At 32.7% G+C, this 21,632-nt stretch carries 21 protein-coding genes; 2 read left to right on the top strand and 19 right to left on the bottom strand.

Annotated elements, in window-relative coordinates:
- Nucleotides 1-11 precede the first annotated feature (11 nt).
- From C4Q29_RS05370 to rpsF, 5 genes are all read right to left on the bottom strand, one after another.
- Nucleotides 12-341 (bottom strand): YbaB/EbfC family nucleoid-associated protein, encoded by a 330-nt coding sequence (locus C4Q29_RS05370; RefSeq protein ID WP_103981790.1) that lies wholly within the window; start codon nt 339-341, stop codon nt 12-14.
- A gap of 10 nt (nt 342-351) precedes the next feature.
- The gene (gene dnaX, locus C4Q29_RS05365; protein WP_103981789.1) at nt 352-1,998 is read right to left on the bottom strand and encodes a DNA polymerase III subunit gamma/tau; all 1,647 of its coding nucleotides are present in this window, start codon (nt 1,996-1,998) and stop codon (nt 352-354) included.
- A gap of 83 nt (nt 1,999-2,081) precedes the next feature.
- A complete protein-coding gene (gene rpsR / locus C4Q29_RS05360; RefSeq protein WP_103981788.1) occupies nt 2,082-2,306 on the bottom strand; it encodes a 30S ribosomal protein S18 in 225 nt (74 codons plus the stop codon).
- Nucleotides 2,307-2,323: 17 nt separating this feature from the next.
- Nucleotides 2,324-2,800 (bottom strand): single-stranded DNA-binding protein, encoded by a 477-nt coding sequence (locus tag C4Q29_RS05355; protein WP_103981787.1) that lies wholly within the window; start codon nt 2,798-2,800, stop codon nt 2,324-2,326.
- 22 nt (nt 2,801-2,822) lie between these two features.
- Nucleotides 2,823-3,101: a 30S ribosomal protein S6 gene (gene rpsF, locus C4Q29_RS05350; protein WP_103981786.1), complete on the bottom strand. Its 279-nt coding sequence runs from the start codon at nt 3,099-3,101 to the stop codon at nt 2,823-2,825.
- Between the two features lie 278 nt (nt 3,102-3,379).
- Here rpsF and C4Q29_RS05345 point away from each other — a divergent pair, with 278 nt between their 5' ends.
- On the top strand, nt 3,380-6,241 hold the full coding sequence (locus C4Q29_RS05345; RefSeq protein ID WP_103981785.1) for an insulinase family protein: 2,862 nt from the start codon (nt 3,380-3,382) through the stop codon (nt 6,239-6,241).
- A 49-nt stretch (nt 6,242-6,290) separates the two neighbouring features.
- Here the strand turns inward: C4Q29_RS05345 and upp are convergent, their stop codons facing one another.
- The 5 genes from upp to C4Q29_RS05320 are packed head-to-tail and all read right to left on the bottom strand — an operon-like array spanning nt 6,291 to nt 10,322.
- Nucleotides 6,291-6,920: a uracil phosphoribosyltransferase gene (gene upp, locus C4Q29_RS05340; RefSeq protein ID WP_103981784.1), complete on the bottom strand. Its 630-nt coding sequence runs from the start codon at nt 6,918-6,920 to the stop codon at nt 6,291-6,293.
- 15 nt (nt 6,921-6,935) lie between these two features.
- The gene (locus C4Q29_RS05335) at nt 6,936-7,958 is read right to left on the bottom strand and encodes an L-threonylcarbamoyladenylate synthase (protein ID WP_103981783.1); all 1,023 of its coding nucleotides are present in this window, start codon (nt 7,956-7,958) and stop codon (nt 6,936-6,938) included.
- Nucleotides 7,959-7,964: 6 nt separating this feature from the next.
- Nucleotides 7,965-8,942 (bottom strand): cation diffusion facilitator family transporter, encoded by a 978-nt coding sequence (locus C4Q29_RS05330; protein ID WP_103981782.1) that lies wholly within the window; start codon nt 8,940-8,942, stop codon nt 7,965-7,967.
- A 1-nt stretch (nt 8,943) separates the two neighbouring features.
- Complete coding sequence (locus C4Q29_RS05325) at nt 8,944-9,615, bottom strand: HAD family hydrolase (protein ID WP_103981781.1); 672 nt, start codon at nt 9,613-9,615, stop codon at nt 8,944-8,946.
- Complete coding sequence (locus tag C4Q29_RS05320) at nt 9,612-10,322, bottom strand: TrmH family RNA methyltransferase (RefSeq protein WP_103981780.1); 711 nt, start codon at nt 10,320-10,322, stop codon at nt 9,612-9,614. The genes C4Q29_RS05325 and C4Q29_RS05320 overlap by 4 nt, the downstream gene beginning before the upstream one ends.
- 95 nt (nt 10,323-10,417) lie before the next feature.
- Between C4Q29_RS05320 and C4Q29_RS05315 the strand changes: the two genes are divergently transcribed.
- Nucleotides 10,418-11,866 carry a nicotinate phosphoribosyltransferase gene (locus C4Q29_RS05315; protein ID WP_103981779.1) on the top strand — a complete coding sequence of 483 codons (1,449 nt, stop codon included), beginning with the start codon at nt 10,418-10,420 and terminating at the stop codon, nt 11,864-11,866.
- 367 nt (nt 11,867-12,233) lie between these two features.
- On the opposite strand, the gene C4Q29_RS05310 is transcribed toward C4Q29_RS05315, so the two are convergent.
- From C4Q29_RS05310 to C4Q29_RS05270, 9 genes are all read right to left on the bottom strand, one after another.
- Nucleotides 12,234-15,728, bottom strand: coding sequence for an ABC transporter permease (locus tag C4Q29_RS05310; RefSeq protein WP_103981778.1), 3,495 nt, complete (start codon nt 15,726-15,728; stop codon nt 12,234-12,236).
- A gap of 79 nt (nt 15,729-15,807) precedes the next feature.
- On the bottom strand, nt 15,808-16,509 hold the full coding sequence (locus tag C4Q29_RS05305; protein WP_103981777.1) for an ABC transporter ATP-binding protein: 702 nt from the start codon (nt 16,507-16,509) through the stop codon (nt 15,808-15,810).
- A gap of 12 nt (nt 16,510-16,521) precedes the next feature.
- On the bottom strand, nt 16,522-16,743 hold the full coding sequence (locus C4Q29_RS05300) for a DUF951 domain-containing protein (RefSeq protein WP_103981776.1): 222 nt from the start codon (nt 16,741-16,743) through the stop codon (nt 16,522-16,524).
- Nucleotides 16,733-17,566: a mechanosensitive ion channel family protein gene (locus C4Q29_RS05295; RefSeq protein ID WP_103981775.1), complete on the bottom strand. Its 834-nt coding sequence runs from the start codon at nt 17,564-17,566 to the stop codon at nt 16,733-16,735. The genes C4Q29_RS05300 and C4Q29_RS05295 overlap by 11 nt, the downstream gene beginning before the upstream one ends.
- A gap of 8 nt (nt 17,567-17,574) precedes the next feature.
- Nucleotides 17,575-18,570: a hypothetical protein gene (locus C4Q29_RS05290; protein WP_103981774.1), complete on the bottom strand. Its 996-nt coding sequence runs from the start codon at nt 18,568-18,570 to the stop codon at nt 17,575-17,577.
- 12 nt (nt 18,571-18,582) lie between these two features.
- Nucleotides 18,583-19,470: an undecaprenyl-diphosphate phosphatase gene (locus C4Q29_RS05285; RefSeq protein ID WP_103981773.1), complete on the bottom strand. Its 888-nt coding sequence runs from the start codon at nt 19,468-19,470 to the stop codon at nt 18,583-18,585.
- 137 nt (nt 19,471-19,607) lie between these two features.
- A complete protein-coding gene (locus C4Q29_RS05280) occupies nt 19,608-20,222 on the bottom strand; it encodes a PepSY domain-containing protein (protein WP_103981772.1) in 615 nt (204 codons plus the stop codon).
- Nucleotides 20,223-20,280: 58 nt separating this feature from the next.
- Nucleotides 20,281-20,760, bottom strand: a complete 480-nt coding sequence (rlmH, locus tag C4Q29_RS05275) for a 23S rRNA (pseudouridine(1915)-N(3))-methyltransferase RlmH (RefSeq protein WP_103981771.1) — start codon at nt 20,758-20,760, stop codon at nt 20,281-20,283.
- Entirely contained in the window at nt 20,757-21,560 is an 804-nt protein-coding gene (locus C4Q29_RS05270) for an MBL fold metallo-hydrolase (RefSeq protein WP_103981770.1), read from the bottom strand. Before C4Q29_RS05270 ends, rlmH begins: the two co-directional genes overlap by 4 nt.
- Nucleotides 21,561-21,632 lie beyond the last annotated feature (72 nt).

Raw genomic sequence — 21,632 nt, 5'->3', positions numbered from 1 at the left:
CTTCCTATTTATTAGAATAAACCAGGCATACCGCCAGTGAATTTACCCATTTTGGATTCTGTTAATTCTTCAACTTGCTTGATAGCATCATTCACTGCTGTTAAAACCATATCCTCTAACATTTCCACATCTTCTGGATCGACTGCATCTTCATCAATTTTAATGGATAAAACTTCTTTTTTACCATTCATTTCAACTTCAACCATACCTCCACCTGAAGATGCATTTATGGTTGTTGCTTCTATTTCAGCTTGCGCCTTTTGCATGTCTGCTTGCATTTTTTGTACTTGTTTCATCATTTGGCCCATGTTTGCTCCGCCAAATCCACCTCTTCTTGCCATATAAATCTCCTTATTTTTTATTTATAATATTTATATTTCCATCAAAGAAATCACTTAATTCATCTATTTTTTTATCTTTTTCGACTGTTTCTTCTGGGGTTCCTTTGCTTAAAACAATATTTACCTTATATTCCTTACCCATTTCATTGGATAAGTCTCGACCTGCACTTTCAAAGAATATTTTCATTGCTGAAATCATCCTATATTCTTTTTGGTCTACCTGTAAATCTATTTGATTCTCTCTTAAATTAATTTTCTTTATCCCTTTTAGTAAAGGTTTAGTCTGTGGGTAGTTTCCAGACAAGATAAATAAATACCTTTCCCCTATATCTGATGAGTCTTCTACTGAAGAATCTGTTTGTTCATTAGAATGATCTAAAGCTTGTTCTTTTTGCTTTTCAATAGGAATTTCTTCCTCATCTTCACTAGCATCCAAGAAAGATCCTTCTTCATTTATTTGTATAGCTTCACTTTTCTCATGCTTAGGACTTCTCAAAGTATCTCTATTTTCAATATTGCTTCTATTACCGCCTAATGATCCATTTCCTTCTAAATAAGCTATTCTTTCTTCTAAGTTTTTAACTTTTTCTTCTAAACTTAGTCTTGGCATATAGTCTACCAACCTAACTGAGGCTAGCTTAAATAGCAAGTCCGGATTGTCTGATTTTTTCATCATGTCTTCATATTCTAAAAGAATATCTAAAGAATTGATAATTTGTTCTAAACTAATATTTTCAACTAAACCATTAAAATCATAGCTTTTAATATTTAATTTTACATAAATTAAGTCCTTAAAGAAGCTTATTATTTCCTTGATAAAGTTATTTGGATTTTTTCCCTTGTCTAATTCCTCATCTATTATCCTTAGTAAGGATTCAATATTTTTATTAAATATAGCTTGTGCATAATTTATCTTTACCTGGTCAGAAAATATTCCTAGAAGGTCATAAACATCAGATGCTAAAATTTCTTTTTTACCTATTGATATGACTTGGTCTAATATTGATAAACCATCCCTCATAGCTCCTGAAGCCGCATTTGCTATGATGTCAACGGCCCTATCTTCTAGCTTGACATCTTCTTGGTCTAAAACTAAATTTATTTGCTTGCTTATATCTCTTTCAGAAATAGATTTGAATTCAAACCTTTGTGTCCTAGATAGTATAGTGTCTGGAATCTTGTCAATTTCTGTAGTAGCTAAAATAAATATAAGGTGCTTTGGTGGCTCTTCCATAATTTTCAAAAGAGCGTTAAAACCTTCATTGGTAATCATGTGAGCTTCGTCGATTATATATACCTTGTATTTTAAATTGCTAGGTGGATATATAACCTGGTCTCTCAATTGCCTAATATCATCTATCCTTCTGTTAGAAGCAGCATCCATCTCAACTATATCCATGGTTCTTTCTTCTAAAATGGATAGGCAGTTTGCACATTCATTACATGGGTTTCCTTCAATAGGATTTAAGCAGTTAACAGCCTTTGAAAAAATTTTCGCTGTTGAAGTCTTCCCTGTACCACGACCACCTGAAAATATATAAGCATGTGATATATTTTTATTTTTAATTTGATTTTTTAATATGTTGACTATGTTATCTTGGCCTAAAACTTGGTCAAAGTCCTTAGGTCTATATTTTCTATACAATGCTTGACTCATATTCACCTCATATTAAATTATAGCATAGTAAAAATACATTTATAAAGAAAAGACGAGGAATAAACATCCTCGTCTTTGTTATACTAGTTTACTTGATATGGTAAAATAGCTATTTGTCTTGCTTTTTTGATTTCTCTAGCAACTTCTCTTTGGTGTTGTGCACATGTACCAGTCACTCTTCTTGGTAAGATTTTACCTCTTTCAGAAATGAATGATTTTAATGTGTTAACATCCTTGTAATCAATTTTTTTGTTTGAGTCTTTGCAAAAACTGCAAACTTTTTTTCTTTGTCTAAATCTTCTTGCCATTTAATTCTCCTTCGTAATTAAAATGGAATCCTTTCATCTTCTGTTGGATCAAAATCTGCTGAATACTCAAAATCATCATCAATTGGTGCTTGATAATTGTCTGCTGAAGATGCTTGTGAATTTGAATTGTTGAATGATCCATTGTTGTTTGAATCTTTCCAATCAATAATTTCAACACTTTGTGCAACTACTTCAGTTGTATATCTTCTTTCACCATCTTTTTCGTATGAACCGGTTTGAATCCTTCCATTTACAAGAAGTCTCAATCCCTTTCCTGAATATTTAGCAACAGTTTCTCCAAGTTTGCCCCAAGCTGTAACATTTATAAAGTCAGCTGTTGGTTGACCCTTTGATTCCATCTCTTGTCTTTTTTCTCTAGATAAATTTTTATCCACAGCTAGTGAAAATCTTGCCACTGCTGTATTACCGCCTGTTTGAACGTATCTTAACTCAGGATCTCTTGTTAATCTTCCCATTAATACTACGTTATTCATAAATCCTCCTTATTCTGTAGGATTATTTTTTAACTACTAAATATTTAATGATTGAGTCAGTGATTTGAGCTCTTCTTTCTAACTCTTTAACAAGTGAAGGATTTGCTTCAAAGTTTACTAAAACAAAATCACCTTCTTTTAAATGGTTTATTTCATAAGCTAATTTTCTAACGCCCCAATCGTCTACTTCACCAAGTTTACCATCAGATTCTACTGCATCGTATAATCTTTGTAAAGCAGCTTTCTTTGTTTCGTCTTCTAAATTAGGCTTTAAAATAACTATCATTTCATAATTGTTCATTTAATGCCTCCCTTCGGTTTCACCCCACTGTTTAATGGAGTAGAGATTTACTGAGATAGTATACCAAAGCAAGCAAGAAATATCAAGTTAAAGTTAATATTTAGCATAATCCTATTTTCTGTACCATTTAGACAAATACTTATATATTTATTATAACTTAAAAGCACCTAGAAAAACTGCCAATATTGTTAACTTTTATTTACATTTGCCTTAGATTTTAAAATATTGTATTTATAATAATTATCTACTAAAATATATATAATACCAGGGAGGATTTTATGAAGAATTATAAATTAATAGAAGAAACATACTTAGAAAACGAACAGTCTAAGGCCTTAGTTTTAGAACATAACAAGACTAAAGCTAAAGTTTTCATCATGCCAAATGAAGATGACAACAAAGTTTTTGGTATAGGTTTTAGAACTCCGCCAAAATCATCAAATGGTGTTTGCCATATTATTGAACACTCTGTTTTAAATGGTTCAAAGAAATATAGGACAAGGGAACCATTTATGGATATGATCAAGGGATCTTTAAATACTTTTTTAAATGCTATGACCTATCCAGACAAAACTATTTATCCGGTTGCTTCTAGAAATGACCAAGACTTTAGAAACCTAACAGACCTTTACCTAGATGCTGTTTTCAATCCTAAGGTAAAAGAAGATGAGAAAATCTTCAAGCAAGAAGGCTGGAGATACAATTTAGAAGATGACAAACTAAGCTATAAGGGCGTTGTATACAATGAAATGCGTGGTTCTATGTCTTCATTAGAATCTCAGGTTTATAGAAGTATTTATGATGAATTACAACCAGATACTTGCTATGCATTCAATTCTGGTGGTGACCCTTATCAAATCCCAAGCCTATCTTATGGTGAGTTTTTAGACTATTACAATGAATTTTACCACCCAACAAATTCTTATATTTTCTTATATGGAAATATGGATTATGAAGAATATTTAGACTATATTGACAGAGAGTACCTAACCAATTATGAATATAGGAATGTTGATTCCCACTTAGAAAAGCAAGAATACTTTGGTGAAACAAGATATTCAGTAAACTATTTAAATACTGCAAAAGAAATGAAAGCCAATGAAGCCTTTATTTCCTATACAACCCTACTTGGAGATGCGGAAGATTCAAAAATTAGGATCTTATCAAATTTAGTTTCTTCTATTTTAATAAATAACGAATCCTCACCCATTAAACAAAGGTTGATGGCATCTGGTCTTTTAGATGTGATTTTTTCAGCCTCTCAAAATACCAACCAATGCTCATTCTCACTAGTTGCTAAAAATATTAATCCAGAAAACAGGGATGAATTTGTGAATATTATAGAAGAAGAGCTTGGAAAAATAGTTGAAGAAGGTTTAGATAAAGATCTGGTTTTAGCTGAATTGAATAGCTACAAATTCGACTTGAAAGAAAAGGGGGGTTATCCTACCAAGGGTATTGCCTACTTTACAAATGCCTTTGAATCATGGTTGTATGACCAATCACCAATCGATGCTATAGATATAGAAAAGGACTTGCAATACATTGAAAATAACCTAGATTTGAATTTAATAGAAAACTTCATCAAGGATAATATTCTAAATTCTAAACACAAGTCAATTGTTAGCCATATTCCAAAACAAGGGCTAAATGCACAGAGAGACAAAGAAGTAGCAGACTTACTAGAAGAAAAGAAAAACAACTTGAGTCAAGTTGAGCGTGAAGACTTAGAAAAATCTAGAGAAGAAATGGAAGCCTTCCAAAATAGGGAAAATACAGAAGAAGAAAAGGCAACTATTCCAAGACTTGCAAAATCTGATGTAAATACTCATTTACCAAGGATTGATAGAACTGCTATTTCAAAAGATGCTTATACCATTTTAAGCCATGATTTACCAACAGCTGGTGTAGACTATATTGACCTAGTATTTGATATTGGACATATTGTTGATCCTGAAGAAATCATGTATACAAATCTTTTGACTAGTGTTCTAGGACAAATGGATACTGAAAACTATACTTATTCCGATTTATACAAGACTGTTTACCTGGAAACTGGTGGCGTATCAGCATCTATAAATACCTATAAAAACTATGAAAATGACAATTTCTATAAAAAAGTTAAGGTGTCAACAAAGATATTTACAGAAAACATCAAGAAAGCTAGTGACTTAATTAAAGAAATTTTAACTAAGACCAAATTTGACAACTTGAATAGGTTAAAAGAAATTATCTTAGAAATTAAGGCCTACCAAGAAATCGGCCTATACCAGTCAGCCCATGCTCTAATGATGACCAGGGCTTCATCAAACCACCTAGCATTTTTCAAATATAATGAATATGTAAATGGTATTGATTATATGTTATTTATAAAGGACTTGGCTGCTAAGGATCCTGCAGAAATTGCAGAAAGACTTGAAGAAGTCTACAATAAAATCTTTACAAGAAATAAATTACTTGTAAATGTGGCTTCAACCTTTGAAAATGAAGAATTATTAAAGGAATTAGAAGCTTTAGCTAAATCTTTTGAAAACAAGATTTATGAAGAAAAAGTATTTGAATTCACATCTAAGAAAAAATCTGAAGGATTCTCAACCTCTGCTGATGTAAACTATGTTTCTTATGGAAACAAATTAAATATGGACTTTGATTCTAAGTTGATAGTATTAAACAACCTGGTTTCAAACGAATATTTATATTCAGAAATCAGAGCCAAGGGTGGAGCCTACGGAGCAGGTATGGTTGCTAGAAATGTTGGTAATTTTGCTACCTTCTCCTATAGAGACCCAAACTTGGAAAGAACCTTAGGTATATACAAAAATATACCGACCTATATTGAAAATGTAAACTTAAGTGAAAAAGACTTACTTCCATATATAATAGGTGCTGTAGGTAGGATAGATCCACCACTTACAGAAAAGATGAAGTCTAACCTTGATATGTCCTTATATATTTCTAATGACTCTATTGAAAGAATAGAAAATGACATAGAAAATGCTTTAAATGCTGATATGGACTATATAAAAGTACAAGCAAATAAAATAAAAGATATTTTAGATAGCTCTTCCCTAGCTATTTTAGGTAATAAAAATACTATTGAAGAAAATAAAGACCTCTTTGATGAAATAATAGAATTATAGACAAAAAAAATCTGTTGGAAAATAAAATTTCCAACAGATTTTTGCTTTTTTACTTAGTTCCAAATAACCTATCACCAGCATCTCCTAAACCTGGGATAATATATGCATCTTCATTTAAGCCCTTATCTAAGGCAGCTACATAAATAGCTACATCAGGATGCGCATCTTGAACAGCCTTTACACCTTCAGGAGCTGCAACTATATTTATAAGTCTAATATCTTGGCAACCTTGTTTTTTCAATTCACTTATAGCATCGATGGCTGAACCACCTGTTGCTAACATTGGGTCTAAAACAAATATTTTTCTATCTTCTACATCAGAAGGTAATTTAGCATAATATGGTACAGGTTTTAGACTTTCTTCATCCCTATACATACCAATATGTCCTACTTTTGCAGATGGAATAAGAGATAACATACCATCAACCATACCAAGACCAGCACGTAAGATAGGCACTAGTCCCATTTTCTTCCCTGCTAACTTGTAGCCCACAGTTTTTTCTATAGGTGTTTCTATTTCATAGGTCTCTAATTCTAAATCTCTACAAACTTCATAGCACATTAGTTGAGAAATTTCAGTTACCACTTTTCTAAATTCGTTGGTACCTGTATTTTTATCTCTAATAATAGATAATTTGTGTTTGATTAAAGGATGATCTAATACTGTTAATTTTCCCATGCTCTACTCCTGATATTAAATTATGTATTTTATATTGTTACCGGCCGCCTTATTAAGTCGATTCATTATACTTAGTCCAAAGCCTTTTTCTTCAACTCCTTGGACTAGGATAGTCTCAACTTGTTTTTCATCCATATCTCTAAATGATTCAAAAAGCATATGTGCCATCTCACTTAAATCATCTTTACTTCCCATACTTATGACTTTTTCACTTTCTGGAAACTTATGGACTTGATCTTCAAAAACCATTATACCAATATTTTCCTGGTCTTGGCTAATTTTTTTTATTTCATTTACGACTTTATCATCATCCCCCATAAAAACTACAACTTTAGCCCTTGGTGAATAATGTTTATACTTCTGACCTGGTGACTTTGGAGTTTGGTCCTTATCTTTCAAAGCTAAGTCTAAATCAACCTGTCCAAAATATTCTTCCAAAATCTCTTGGGTATAATAACCCGGCCTTAAAATCTTTACAGGTGACACGCTTAAATCTAAAACCGTTGACTCTATCCCTATTTTAGAGTCTCCTCCATCTAATATAGCTTCTATCCTACCATTCATATCTGCTAAGACTGCCTTGGCACTTGTTGGTGACGGCCTGCCAGAAATATTAGCTGATGGAGCAGCTAAAGGAGATCCTGCTAGGCTTATAAGGTCTCTAGTAAGTTTTTTGTCCGGCATCCTTATGGCAACCGTGTCAAGGCCTGCACTCACTTCATCTGGTATTAGAGAGCTTTTTTTTAAGATAACTGTTAGAGGGCCCGGCCACAATTTAGATAAAATATCCGCATAAACTGGGTCAAGGTTTTCTACCAGGTCATAAATTTGATCTATTTCAAAAATATGTAAAATCAAAGGATTATCCATAGGCCTATTTTTAGCAGTGAATATTTTTTTTACAGCTTCTGGATTCAATCCATCTGCAGCTAGACCATAAACTGTTTCTGTAGGTATAGCTACCAGACCACCTGCCTTCAAAATTTCTGCTAATTCTTTTAAATTATCATCTTTTTGCTTGTAAACTTTAGTTTCCATATCTTCCTACTTATCAATATCATCTAAGACACTTTCATCTTCTATCTTTTTAAATTTAGCTTTTTCTAGTAAATAGCTAGGGTCAACATGGATACTCATATCTATTCCCAACTTTTCTCTTATTTCATTTTCAACTTCATCTACTATGCCGTGCATAGAGTAAACATCAATATTTGCTGGAACTTCCATATGGCAAGAACCAAACATTCTTCCTTTTCCATATTCATGGATGTCTATTTTATGCACCCCTCTGACATATTTTTTACTTAAAATAAGGTCTTCTATTTCTTCTATAATCTTGTCGTCAACCTTTTTCCCTAACAAGACATTTCCGATTTCTGTAAAAATTTCTATACCCGATTTTATGATTATCAAGGATATCAAGAGTCCCACTATACCATCTAGGTTGATTTTTAACATAGGGGTCAATAGGCTAGAAATAAGGACTATGGATGTGGCTAGGACATCATTGATGGAGTCTTTGGCTACCGACTTATTAAGCAGTGAATCACTTAATTTATAAACCTTATTATTAAATAGGTACATATAAAATTTCAGACCAATAGATATAATAAGAATGATTATTGTAAAAATACTTGTGTTTATATCCTTAGGATTTATTACATTTTTTACAGAATTTATTAATAATTCAAAACCTACAAGTAAAACAAACATGCCAATAATCATCGAGGCTATATACTCACTCCTTCCATGGCCGTATGGGTGGTCATGGTCTGCAGGCTTCGCTGCAAATTTCGCACCCAAAATAGTCACAACTGAGCTCAAGCTATCAGTCAAGTTATTGATAGCATCAGAAATGATGGCTATAGAAGAGGCTAGCAATCCTATACTAATTTTCATAAAAAATAGGACTATGTTAATGGCCAATGACAGGTATCCCGATATCTTTATTAAATTATCTCTATTTCTTTTTTTCGAGAAATCTCTTGAGCCAATTAACTTATCTATTAGCAAATTTAACATCTTAGCCTCTTAATTTATCAATTACTTCCCTTGCTTCTTCTGCTGTATCTACCAAATAATCAGGACTTAAATTTTCTAAAAATTCACGACTTCTAAAGCCCCAGCTTACTGCTAAGGAAACTACTCCAGCATTTTTGGCAGTTTCTACGTCGACATCACTATCTCCCACATAAACAACCTGGTCCTTGTCCATTTCAAACATTTCAACTATGGTGTTTAATACTTGTGGATGAGGTTTTGAAGGAACGCCAACTTTTTGCCCTTCTATATAGTCAAAAAGACCTTCTTCAAAGATATCTACCATCAAAGGTTTTAATACCTTGTCAGGCTTGTTGGAATATGCAGCAACTAGATAGTCATTTTCCTTTAGGTATCTTACAAGGTCTTCTAAACCTGGATAGATCTTTGTAAGATATGAAGGATTTGCATTATATCTTTTTGTGTATTCTTGTAAGACTTCTTCAATCTTTTCCTTGTTGTCATAGTCTTTTTCATGATATTGGATAGATTTTTCAATTAAATAATATGAACCATATCCCAATATACTCAACATATATTTCGCATCATTTACTTCTTTGAAACCATAGTCAACCAAGGTATCATTAACATGATAGTTTATAGTATCCAAGGTATCTAACAGGGTTCCATCTACATCAAAAGCTATTAATTTCATCTTTTCCTCCTAAATTCATAAAGTCCTATAGAAGTTGCTATAGGTAAATTTAAACTGTCAACATCCTCACTTTGAGGGATAAAAACTTTTTCTCCATATTTTTCAAAACCACTTGGTAGGCCTGAGGCCTCATTGCCCATAACAAGGGCAAATGGTTCTTCCACTTCTTTGTGGTATATACTATCTTTTTCATCCAAAGATAGCATAAATAAATACATCTTATTGTTATGGTCTTTCAAATATTCTTCCATACTTTCATAATGACTGATCCTCAATTTGAAGAATGCTCCCATAGAAGCCCTTATGACCTTGGGATTAAAATAATCAGCAACATTACCCACTAAAACTAAATCTTTCACATCAAAGGCCAACATAGACCTCATGATGGTACCAAGATTTCCCATATCTGAAATCTCATGCAAGACCACATGGTTTTTGTTTTTCATAACTGGTTGGCTTTCTTTTTTGAAAGCTCCAATTACCAAAGTCTTTTCCTTGTTGGTGATCCTTCTAATAGTTTTACCCGAAATTTCATAATAAATATTTTTTTCATTTAAAATATCTATCAACTTTTCCTTGTCCTTATAGTTTTCATCTATAAAAACTGCTTCAACTTCCTTGTCACTATGCAGAAGTTCAATAGTTGGAAAAGCACCTAGGGTATAGGAATATTCACTTTTTTTATTATATCTTTTATATTTTCTCATAAAATCTCCTAAGCTACATTATAACACTATCACATTCTTTATTAAAATAATGGTATAATAAAGCTGTAACTTTTAAATAAAAGATTGGAGATTAAATGGATAATAAAAATAGAAAGCTTAGCCTATTAATGGACTTTTACGAATTAACAATGGCTAATGGCTATTTCAAAAATGGTCACAAGGACACCATAGCCCACTACGACCTTTACTACAGAAGCGCTCCAGATGGGGCAGTTTTCTCAATAGCTGGTGGTTTGGGTTCCGTGATTGAATATGTAGAAAACCTTAGATTCGATGAAGAAGAATTAGAATTTTTATCAAACAAGGGAATCTTTGAAGAAGAATTTATAGAATATTTAAGAAACTTTAAATTTGAATGTGATATCAGAGCAGTTAGAGAAGGATCTATCATCTTTCCTAACCAACCTATCCTAACTGTTAGAGGACCCTTTGTACAGGCTCAACTTTTAGAAACCATGCTATTAATATTGATTAACCACCAATCCTTGATAGCTACCAAGGCTTCTAGGATAGTAAGAGCTGCCCAAGGCAGAACAGTCCTAGAATTTGGTTCAAGAAGAGCCCAAGGTCCAGATGCTGCTAACCTAGGTGCAAAGGCTGCCTATATAGCTGGAGCTAAAGGGTCAGCAAATACTCTATCAGACTTTGAATATGGAGTACCTGCCTTAGGAACAATGGCTCATTCATGGGTCCAATCCTTTGACAGCGAATACGAAGCCTTCAAAACCTATACACAAACATATCCAAACAATGCCATTTTATTAGTTGATACCTACAACACCCTAAAATCAGGCATTCCAAATGCTATAAAAGTATTTGATGAAGTATTAAAACCTTTAGGAATAGAAAATCCTGGTATCAGGTTGGACTCTGGTGACTTAGCCTACCTATCCAAAGAAGCAAGAAAAATGCTTGATGAAGCCGGTTGGCCAAAGGCAAGTATAGCTGCCTCAAATTCATTAGATGAATTTAAAATTAGAGATATTATAAGCCAAGGTGGAAAAATAGACACCTTCGGTGTTGGTGAAAGACTTATTACATCAAAATCACAACCTGTATTTGGTGGAGTTTACAAGCTCGTAGCTGTAGAAAAAGATGGTGTAGTTACACCAAAAATCAAGGTTTCAGAAAATGTAGAAAAGATTACTACACCTGGCCTAAAACAAACCTACAGAATCTATGATAAAGATACCAACAAGGCGAAGGCTGACTTGATTACACTTATAGATGAAGAAATAGATGAAAGTAAGCCCCTTACAATCTTCCATCCAATTCATACCTGGAAGAGGACTACCCTTGAAAACTTTTATGTAAAGCCACAATTAGTAGATATCTATAAGAATGGTAAACTTGTCTATGAAAATCCTAGCATAGATGAAGTGAGAGCCTATGCTAAGGAAGAATTAGACACCCTATGGGACGAATACAAGAGATTTGATTCCCCTCAAATCTACAAGATGGACCTTTCAGAAAAATTGTGGACCTTGAAAAATGACTTGTTGAATGAGGCTAGGGATAAATAGGACTTATATATATTTTCTGATCTCGTATTTTATGACTTGAGAGCTGGAAGTTTGCACAGATTTTAGGGTCGAGAAAGTTGAATTTTTTGTAAAAAAAGGATTATAAGTTTTAAAATTGATTTTAGTGATTTATACTTACTGAAATCAAAAAATTGTAAGTGTTAAATTTGATTTTGGATTTTAAAACTTATTTGAGAACCCGGCCATAAGTATAAATTTCATTTTTTGTTTTTTATACTTACAAAATTACAAAATCCATAAGTATAAAATCCACTTTCTGATTTTAAAACTTATCAAAGCCTGAACCCAATCATATAAACAAAAAGCAGGTAATTGACCTTAGTCAATTACCTGCTTCCTTTTTATATTATTCTACACCCTTAAGGGCATCAACCATTGAAATTTTCTTCATGTGCCTATTGGCTACAAGTATTACTAAAATAGTAAATACTGAAATTATAACCGCTGCCAATAAGTAGGATATAGGATTTAAGTAAGGGTCAAATAAGATTGATCCCGGAGATAGTTTATACACTATTATATTGTGCATAAATTTAGCTACACCTATACCTAACAACATGCCTATGGCACTCAATATAAAGTTTTCCTTAAATACATAGGATGCAACTTCCTTTGGTCTAAAACCGAGAACTCTTATGGTTGCTATTTCTCTAACTCTCTCAGATATATTGATATTTGTTAGGTTATATAATACAACAAAGGTCAATAAGGCTGACAAAGCTACTACCAAGACTATAACCAACTTCAAGGAATTACTTAAATCGTCCAAGTTAGCCTTTAGGCTCTTATTGGTTAAGTAGGTCAAGTAAGCGTCATATCCTTTTACTTTTGAATCATATTTACCTACTTGGTCTTCATCCATATTTTCAAATTTTACCAATAAAGTATTTTTTTCTTGTAAGGAATCAACTTCTTTTTTGTAGGTGTTTTCTGTCATATAAATTTTGTGACCCAGGTAGTGTTCAACGATTTGCCCTATTTCTAGACTTCTAAACTTTCCATTTGGATCTTTAAATTCTAATAGATCACCTTCGGATAGTCCCATTATCTCAGCTAATTTTTCATTGATAATTATCTTTCCATCTTCTAGCTTATAGGTTACTTTTCCATTTTTGGACCTTAAGTCTATAAAATCACTTAGTTTATTTGTATCTTCAACTGCTACAAAACTAACTTCTTCTTTAAGGTCTGACTTATTTTTAATAGACCCACTAGTTTGGATTATATTCAAAGTCTCATCACTATCTTTTTTAACTCTTGCTAAAAAGTCATCATAATCGTCTGCATCTTTATTGTAGATGATTTGCGAATCATACTTGTATATATCTTCAAATTGCTTGTCTGACACATTCACTATGGATTTATATATACCAAAGGCCATGGCTATAAGTCCAAAGGATCCGGCAACTGCAAAGATTGTCATAAACAATCTGACCTTGGATCTCATGATATTTCTTACTGATATCTTATTTAAGAAAGAAAGCCTAGACCAGATAAATTTAATCTTTTCGAAGACTGTCCTTACTGCTTTTTTAGGTGGTTTTGGTCTCATCAAGTTTGCTGCTTTTTCTTTCAAAGAATTTGAAACAGATAAAATCACCGTCAAGGCAATGACAACTACTGATATAACAAATATCAATAGGGCCAACTGCCATTTAAATATCATAGGACTATTATTAAGGTCGGTGCTTGATAAATAAGCATTTACCACTGGTGGCATTAGTATATAAAAACCAATTACTATACCTAAGAGAGTACCGATTAAACCAGCAGATAATCCATAAACCATAAACTTGCTTAGTATAGATCCCTTTGAGTATCCCAAAGCCTTAAAGGTACCTATTTGTAACCTGTCCGTTTCTATCATCCTTAGAATGGTTGTTAGAGTAACTAGGATAGCTACCAGGTAAAATAGACTTGTAAAGATTATAGCTAGGTTTCTTAAGCTATCAGCTTGAGATAAGACTGAATAAAAGCTTTGGTTGTCATACTTTCCTTCAACTTCATATAAAGGAACCTTTATTTTTTCTATATCCTTTTCTGCCTTTGCTATATCTTTTTCAGCATCTTCTATTTTTTCTAGGGCCTCTGCCTTTTCTTTTTCAAATGTTTCAAGGCCTTCTTCATAGTCTTTTAATCCGTTTTGGTAGTCAACAAGACCTTCTTGGTACTTGTCTTCTGCATCTTCCAAGGTCTTTCTTTGGCTAGCTATTTCAGCCTTACCATTAGCCTCTTCTGTATCTATCCTTGCTAGATTGTCATTTAGTTCTTTTTGTTTTTCATTTAATTGAACTTGGCTTTCATCTAGTTTTTTCTTTGCTTGATCTAACTGTTCTCTTGAGTTAGCTTCTTTTGCATTGAGCTCTTCCTTAGCTTGTTCAAGTTTATTTAGCCCATTTTCAATTTCAAGACTAGCTTGGTCAAGTTTTTCTTTTTCACCAGCAAATCTTTCAAGGCCCATATTTTTTTCTGCTTCTAAGTGTTCTTGACCTGCTTCTAGCATATACATGCCCTTATTGTATTCTGCCTGCATCTGTGCAAGCCTATCTTGGTCAAAATTAGGGTCTTTTTTTGCTTGGTCAAGGGCTATCTTAAGCTTGTCTAAATCAGCCTTCTTATTTGATAAATCTTCCTCTGCACTCTTTATTTTTTCTTGGAAGTCGGTATAGGCCTCATTGTATAGGTCTTTGGACTTGTCTAGTTCAGCCTTGCCACTATTTATCTTATTTTCTTCTTCTTGTAATTTATCTTTTCCTGCTTGTATTTCATTTTCAAACTTAGACAAGGAAGCTTGGTATTTCTTCATGCCAGAGTCAATTTCCTTTTGACCCTGGTCTATCTGTCTTTGACCCTCTTCAATCTTTTGTCTAGCTGCTGCAATGTTATTCTTTAGTTTTTCTTCTCCATCAGCTAATTTTTTCTTTCCATCCCTGATATCAACTTGGGCCTGGTCTAGTTCTGATTTAGCCTCAGTTAAGTCTTTATCAGCTTGGTCTAGGTCTTTTTGGCCCTTAGCTAATTCATCTTTAGCATCTTGGATTTCTTTCTTCCCTTTATTTATTTCTTCTTCAGCTTCTTCTTTGATAGATTTTTCAACTTCCTTTGGTCTTTGTTCCAAAAGATCATTCAATTTATCTGAATAAATACTTTCCTCATGCCTATAATCTAAACTTCTAATATCAAAGTCTGCCAAGGCTGGTATTTTAAGTAAGGCTGTGTCTGCATATTTCTTATTTAAGGCATCAACTGTAACTACAGCAAAGTAGTCAGAGGCTGAAAGTCCTGAATCTCTTGTATTTGAAATGTGTTCAACAGAATTTACATATCCTACTATTTCAAATTCTTCCTGACTTAAAATATTTTCTTCATCAAGGTTTTCCTTGTTTATAAATGAAATTTTTTGACCAATCTTATTGCCATGGTCTTCAAGGTAGGCGTAATCCAAGGCTATTTCATTTTTATTCTCAGGTAGTCTTCCTTCAACAGGAGTAAACTTATCTATTTCTTTTGTATCTTGGTAGATATTTACAGAATAGTTTTGATCTTTGAGGTTAAATACTTCGTTTGACCTGTATTCTACCTTAGCCTTTTCAAAGGCTTCCAAGATTTTTTTATCTTCCTCCCTTATCCCAGTATAAGAATTCACCTTGAGGTCATGAAAACCATGACTTTGAACCCTGTCAACTAGCATAGCTTTCATATTTGGAACACCAGCTGCTAGACCAATAAATACCATGGCACTTAGGCCTGTCATAGCTATGATAGCTAAGTACCTAGAAAAAGAATCTTTAATTGTTCTAATAGTGGTCTTCCATAAGGAAGATGTAAAAAACTTCTTCATATAACTCTCTTTTTATATTTGTTCTAACTTACCTTCTTCAGTAATTTTTAGGACAGTTTTAAATAAATCAAGGTCTTTATCACCATTCTATATCCTCAATTGCCTTTGGACTAGCATTTTTTTCAACACTCTGCACTTTCGCATCCTTCAAGTGTATGATCTTATCAGCCATTGGTGCTATTGCAGCATTGTGGGTAATTACAATGACGGTAGTACCAGTTTTTCTACATGTGTCATGTAAAAGTTTCAATATTTGCTTACCTGTCTTGTAGTCTAAGGCGCCGGTAGGTTCGTCACAAAGTAAAATCTTAGGATTTTTAGCAAGGGCCCTAGCTATGGCAACCCTCTGCTGTTCCCCACCTGATAATTGGGATGGAAAGTTGTCAATCCTATGGTCAAGCCCAACCATTTTCAAGGTTTCCTTTGGTGAAAAGGCATCCTCTACTATCTGGGTCGCCATTTCAACATTTTCTAAGCTTGTTAGGTTAGAAATAAGATTATAGAATTGGAAAACAAAACCTATATCATATCTCCTATATTCAGTAAGGGACTTTTCATCATAGTCAGATATGATATTTCCATCAACTATTACCTGGCCCTTAGATACTGTGTCTAGGCCACCAAGTATGTTTAAGGTGGTTGACTTACCAGCTCCTGAAGCTCCCACCATGACAACAAATTCACCCTTGTCAATCCTGAAGTTTACCCCATTATTAGCATGGATTTCATTGTTGCCCATCTTGTATATCTTATGAACGTCATTAAATTCTATGTAAGCCATGCTTCCTCCAAACTATTCTTCCCTAATGAAATTTTTTATAGAAACAAATTTTCCTTGACTATTTTTGATTTTCCTTATATTTTTATTAAAATCAACTCTTTTTACCCAAAGTTCCCTATCGCAACCCGTACACCTAAGTTTCATATCAACTCCTGTACGAAGGACCATCCATTCATTTTGTCCACATGGATGGCCCTTTTTAAGTTGGACCAGGTCTCCTAGCCTATATTCCATCTTTATCACCTATTCTTGAAAATTCAATCTCTGACTCTTGTAAGGACTTTATAATTTCTTCCCTCATTTTTCTTTGGATATTAAATTGGCTACCATTTTTTGTCATTGCTTGAACTAAAACTGTATATCCAAATTCGGTAAAGGAATCAACACCTAAAATTTCTGGTTTGCTTACAAAATTGTCCATAGAGTCATAGACTTTATCTACAGCTTCCTGGATTTTTTTAGCAACCTCTGTATAGGGTCTATCGTCTGATATATAGACTAAAACGCTAGCCCTCATATCATTTATTGAATGGTTTATAACACTTGTAATATTTCTATTTGGTATTATAATTTCCTTGCCATCTATATCTCTTAACTTGGTAAGCCTCATGCCTACATCTATAACTGTACCACCCTTACCATCAATAGTTACCCAGTGACCTATTTCATACTGGTCCTCCATAATTATAAAGGCACCACTTATTAGGTCTTCAATAATTGATTTGGAAGCAAAGGCTATAGCCATACCACCAACCCCAGCTACAGCTAAAATTGAACTAGTAGATATATTGAAGACTGATAAAATTTGAGTCAAGGCTATAAAGTATATTACAAAGTTTAGGACATTTGTAAGTATGGAAAATATTGTTTTAACCTTACCTACATTTAGCATTTTCTTATCTTGCTTTATTTCTACCTTTTTCACAAGATGATTAACTATAGCCTTGATAATAATAGCAACTACTATAATCAATAAGACTTTTGTTAATTTTAATAGTAAAGGATATTGATTAAAAAATTCTCTATAATTAAGATCATTGAATAATTTATTTAACATCTATACTCCTATTTTTCCACTTTTACAATTTTATCTTTATAAACCACATAATCATTTCCAGCATTTTTATAGAGGGATATGGGATTTTCAACTCCAATAGAACTTATATTTTGCTTTTTATAGCTATAAAGGTTGGTTTTTGTAAGCACAGTTATTCCGCCCCTATTTATGGATATACCAATAGCTTCTTCTGATAAATCTTTAAGCACCTTTCCATTTAAATCACTATCAAATAGTTTTAATTCGCCCTTGTCAACCAAGGCAAGCTCATCCTTGTAAGTATCTAAGGCCTGGATATTTCTCAATAAAATCTTGTCCACTATTGCCCTATCTTCTATTACATATATATAGGCATTTGAAACGAGGATGGCCTTATTTCCAATTATTTTAGTATCTATAAAAGTTTCCCTACTAGTAGATAAATTGAATATTTTTTCTTGATTTTGATATAGAGAATAGTTTGAAATTGCCTTTCCCTTATCTAAAGTTAAACTTACAACTGATTCTAAGTCATTATTAAAGGCATACTTTACTGGATTATCTTCCTTGTCCATGGTATTTTTTACCTTTAATTTTTTATTCAATCTTATGACCTTATCTTTTCCATAAACTATTATGCTATCATCTTGGAATTCAGCATGGACTATTTCCATTTCTAAGTTGACTTGGTCCTTTTCCTTACCACTTTCCCTATCAAGTTTTCTAACTATACCATCCTTGTCAAAGGTATAAATCCTTTTGTCTGCAAGGACCTTGATAGCATTTTTAGCATCTTGGCTAAAGATTTGACCATTTTTACCATAAGCTGTAATTTTCCCGTTTTCAAGACTATAATATTTGTCATCCACAATAGCAAAATCTTGAATACCATCACTTTGACTTACTGAAAAGACTTCAAGCTTAGCGTCTAATTTATTAAATTTATAAAGTTTATAAAAGATAAAAATAAGAACTATAGCTAATATAGTAAAAATAATTTTACCTCTTCTATTTAGTCTTTTCATAAGGTCTCCTCATTAAAATATAGCGAAATATAGTAAAACTAAAATACCTAAAGCAATTCTATAATAACCAAATACTTTGAAGTCGTTCTTTTTAATATAGTCTAAGAATTTTTTAATAACTACATAGGCAACTATAAATGACAATACAAAGCCTAGGCCGATTAAGAACCATTGCCAGCTTGTCATCCCTGAAGCCTTAAGTATCTTTAATAAGCTAGCACCTATCATGGTTGGGATAGCTAAAAAGAATGAAAAGTCAGCTGCTGCTGTCCTATTTAATCCTAAGATCATAGCACCTATAATAGTTGCTGCAGACCTTGATGTACCTGGCCACATAGCCAAGACTTGGAAACACCCTATTAAAAATGCTGTTTTCCAATCTAGGTCAAAAACACTTGTAAATTTGAAGTTTTCTTTTCCTTCATTTGCTTTTTCTAAAATTATAATTATAATACCGTAAACTATAAGGGCTGCAGCTACAGGCATAGGTCCAAATAGTTTTTCTTCTATTATATCGTCAAATAATACACCTAAAACCGCTGCTGGTAAGACAGCAAATACTATTTTAAGCCAAAGGTTGGCTGTTTTATTATTTTTAAACCAAAAGTAAATATTATTTACTATCTTTTTAAATCCTGTCATTTGTGACACATGGCTTGGTATCAATCCCTTTGGATTTTTTTCTTTTGAAAAAGGGTTTAACTTATTAAAGTAAATCACTATAACTGATAAAATAGCCCCTAATTGTACTATTATCATAAAGTTATATGAAAAATTTTCTGGTGACAATTTAACAAATTCATTTGCTAGTATCATATGTCCTGTTGATGAAACAGGTAAAAACTCTGTAATTCCCTCAACTATTGAAAGAATCACAACTTTAATTAAATCTAAAATCATTTATTTCTCCTATATGGTGTTCAATTAAGAACAATATTCCTATATATTATATCAGAAATAAGGATTCTTACTAAATAAAAAACACAGCCAGGATTATTCCCAAGCTGTGTTTACTATTAACTTATATATTTAATTTCCTAGTCAAATTTGATAAATGCTCCATCATCTGCTGATATTACAACGTTTTTACCATCTTCAACATCAATATCATATACTAATACTCCATTTTCGGTGTCAAGTTCCCAACCTTCTATCTTAGTAGCATTAGCTTGTTTTAGAGCTTCTTCTATAGCCTTTTCTGGGCTTGTAATTTTATCAAGCTCTATAACAATCTTATCCCTATCAATATCGTCATCCATTTCGGATTCTTTCTTTAAGATTTCTTCTGTTTCAGCATCAATTTCAATCTTATATTCTTGATTATCTTTCCAACCTTCTATTTCATAGGTGTATCTACCATTGTCTCTATCATAATCTATTTGTGTAATATTTATAGCTTTGTCAGAGAAAGTATCATGAAATATTTCAACTGCCCTATTTATATCTACCTTGCTAGCGGTAGCTTGATTATTAGTAGTTTCTGTTTGTTTGGTTTCTTCTACTTTTGTTTCTTGCCTTGTTTCAGTATTTTGTTCTACCACTGTTTCTTTTGTTGTTTCACTTTGATTAGTTTTACCATTAGAACATGCTGTTAAAAACACTAGTCCTGATAATAGTAAAGCTGTTAATTTTATTCCTCTTCTTTTATACATAAAATCCTCCTTTAGATTTCTAGTCTATAATATACCCAGAAGGATTTTTACTTAAACATTACTTGTGGTAGGGTTCATTTTTCAATATTTTGAAGGACCTATAAACTTGTTCCAAAAGGATTACCCTCATTAATTGATGGGGAAAGGTCATCTTTGAAAAAGATAATTTCATATCAGATTTTTGTTTCAGCTCATTTGACATCCCATAAGATCCACCTATTATGAAAGTTATATCTGAATATCCATCTATAGTTAGATCTTCTATTTTTTGTGCCAAGGCCTCTGAAGTGACTTGCTTACCTTCAATGGCTAGGCTAATTACATAAGACTTTTCCTTTATCTTAGCTAATATATCTTGGTCTTCTTTTTCAAGAGCTTGCTCGATTTCTTTGTCCGATGCCTTATTTGATAATTGATATTCATTTATTTCAATGATATTTACATTAGCATAGGGTCTTAGGCGTTTAAGGTATTCATTTATAGCCTGGGTCAAGTAATTTTCTTTTATATTTCCTACTGTAATGATATCTATATTCATGAATAATCTCCTCCCAAATCTATAAGTTTTCCAAGTTTAAATTCTTCTGAAACTTCTAGGTCTAAGTCATCTCCTATTTTTATTCCCTTGTTTACTAATAAAGTTTCCATACCACTATAAACTATTTCTTTGCTATTGTTTGTAGAAGAAAGATGGCCTAAGATTATTTTTTCACCCTTGGCTTGTGCCAATTCATCAACAATTTCCAGAGCCATGTCATTTGAAAGATGACCATATTCTCCCCTTATCCTATATTTCAAACTTTGCGGATAAGGCCCTTCCATAAGTCTCTTCTCATCATGGTTGGACTCTAAAATCAGTATATTTGAATCTCTTACTGCATCAATTATAGGACTTGATACTATACCTGTATCTGTCAATATGGATATCTTTTGTTGCTTTTGATAAAAAACAAAAAATACAGGATCTGCAGCATCGTGGAAGGTTGACACATTTCTTATATCTAAGTCTCTAAAGCTAAAAAAGGTATTTGACTTAAATACATTTATATTTTTGCTAGCAATCTTACCTATTTTTGCCTGCATGGCCAGCCAGGTTTTAGCATTGGCATAAATGGGGATGTCGTATTTTCTTGATAGGACGCCAACTCCCTTTATGTGGTCAATGTGTTCATGGGTCACAAATATAGCATCTATTTCATTTGCCTTGATATTTGCCATAGCCATAAGGTTTACAGCCATTTTCCCTGTCAAACCCACATCTATTAAAATTTTACTTTTATCAGATTCCAAATAGGTACAATTACCCGCAGAACCTGATGATAGTGTTATAATTCTCATTCTTCATCAATCCTAAATTTCTACTTATATTACATAATAAAATTGCTTTATAACCTAGATTATTTAAAATAA

It is taken from the genome of Helcococcus massiliensis, from assembly GCF_900258485.1.
GTDB classification, from domain to species: domain Bacteria; phylum Bacillota; class Clostridia; order Tissierellales; family Peptoniphilaceae; genus Helcococcus; species Helcococcus massiliensis.
This window is presented reverse-complemented; position numbering and strand designations above follow the sequence as displayed.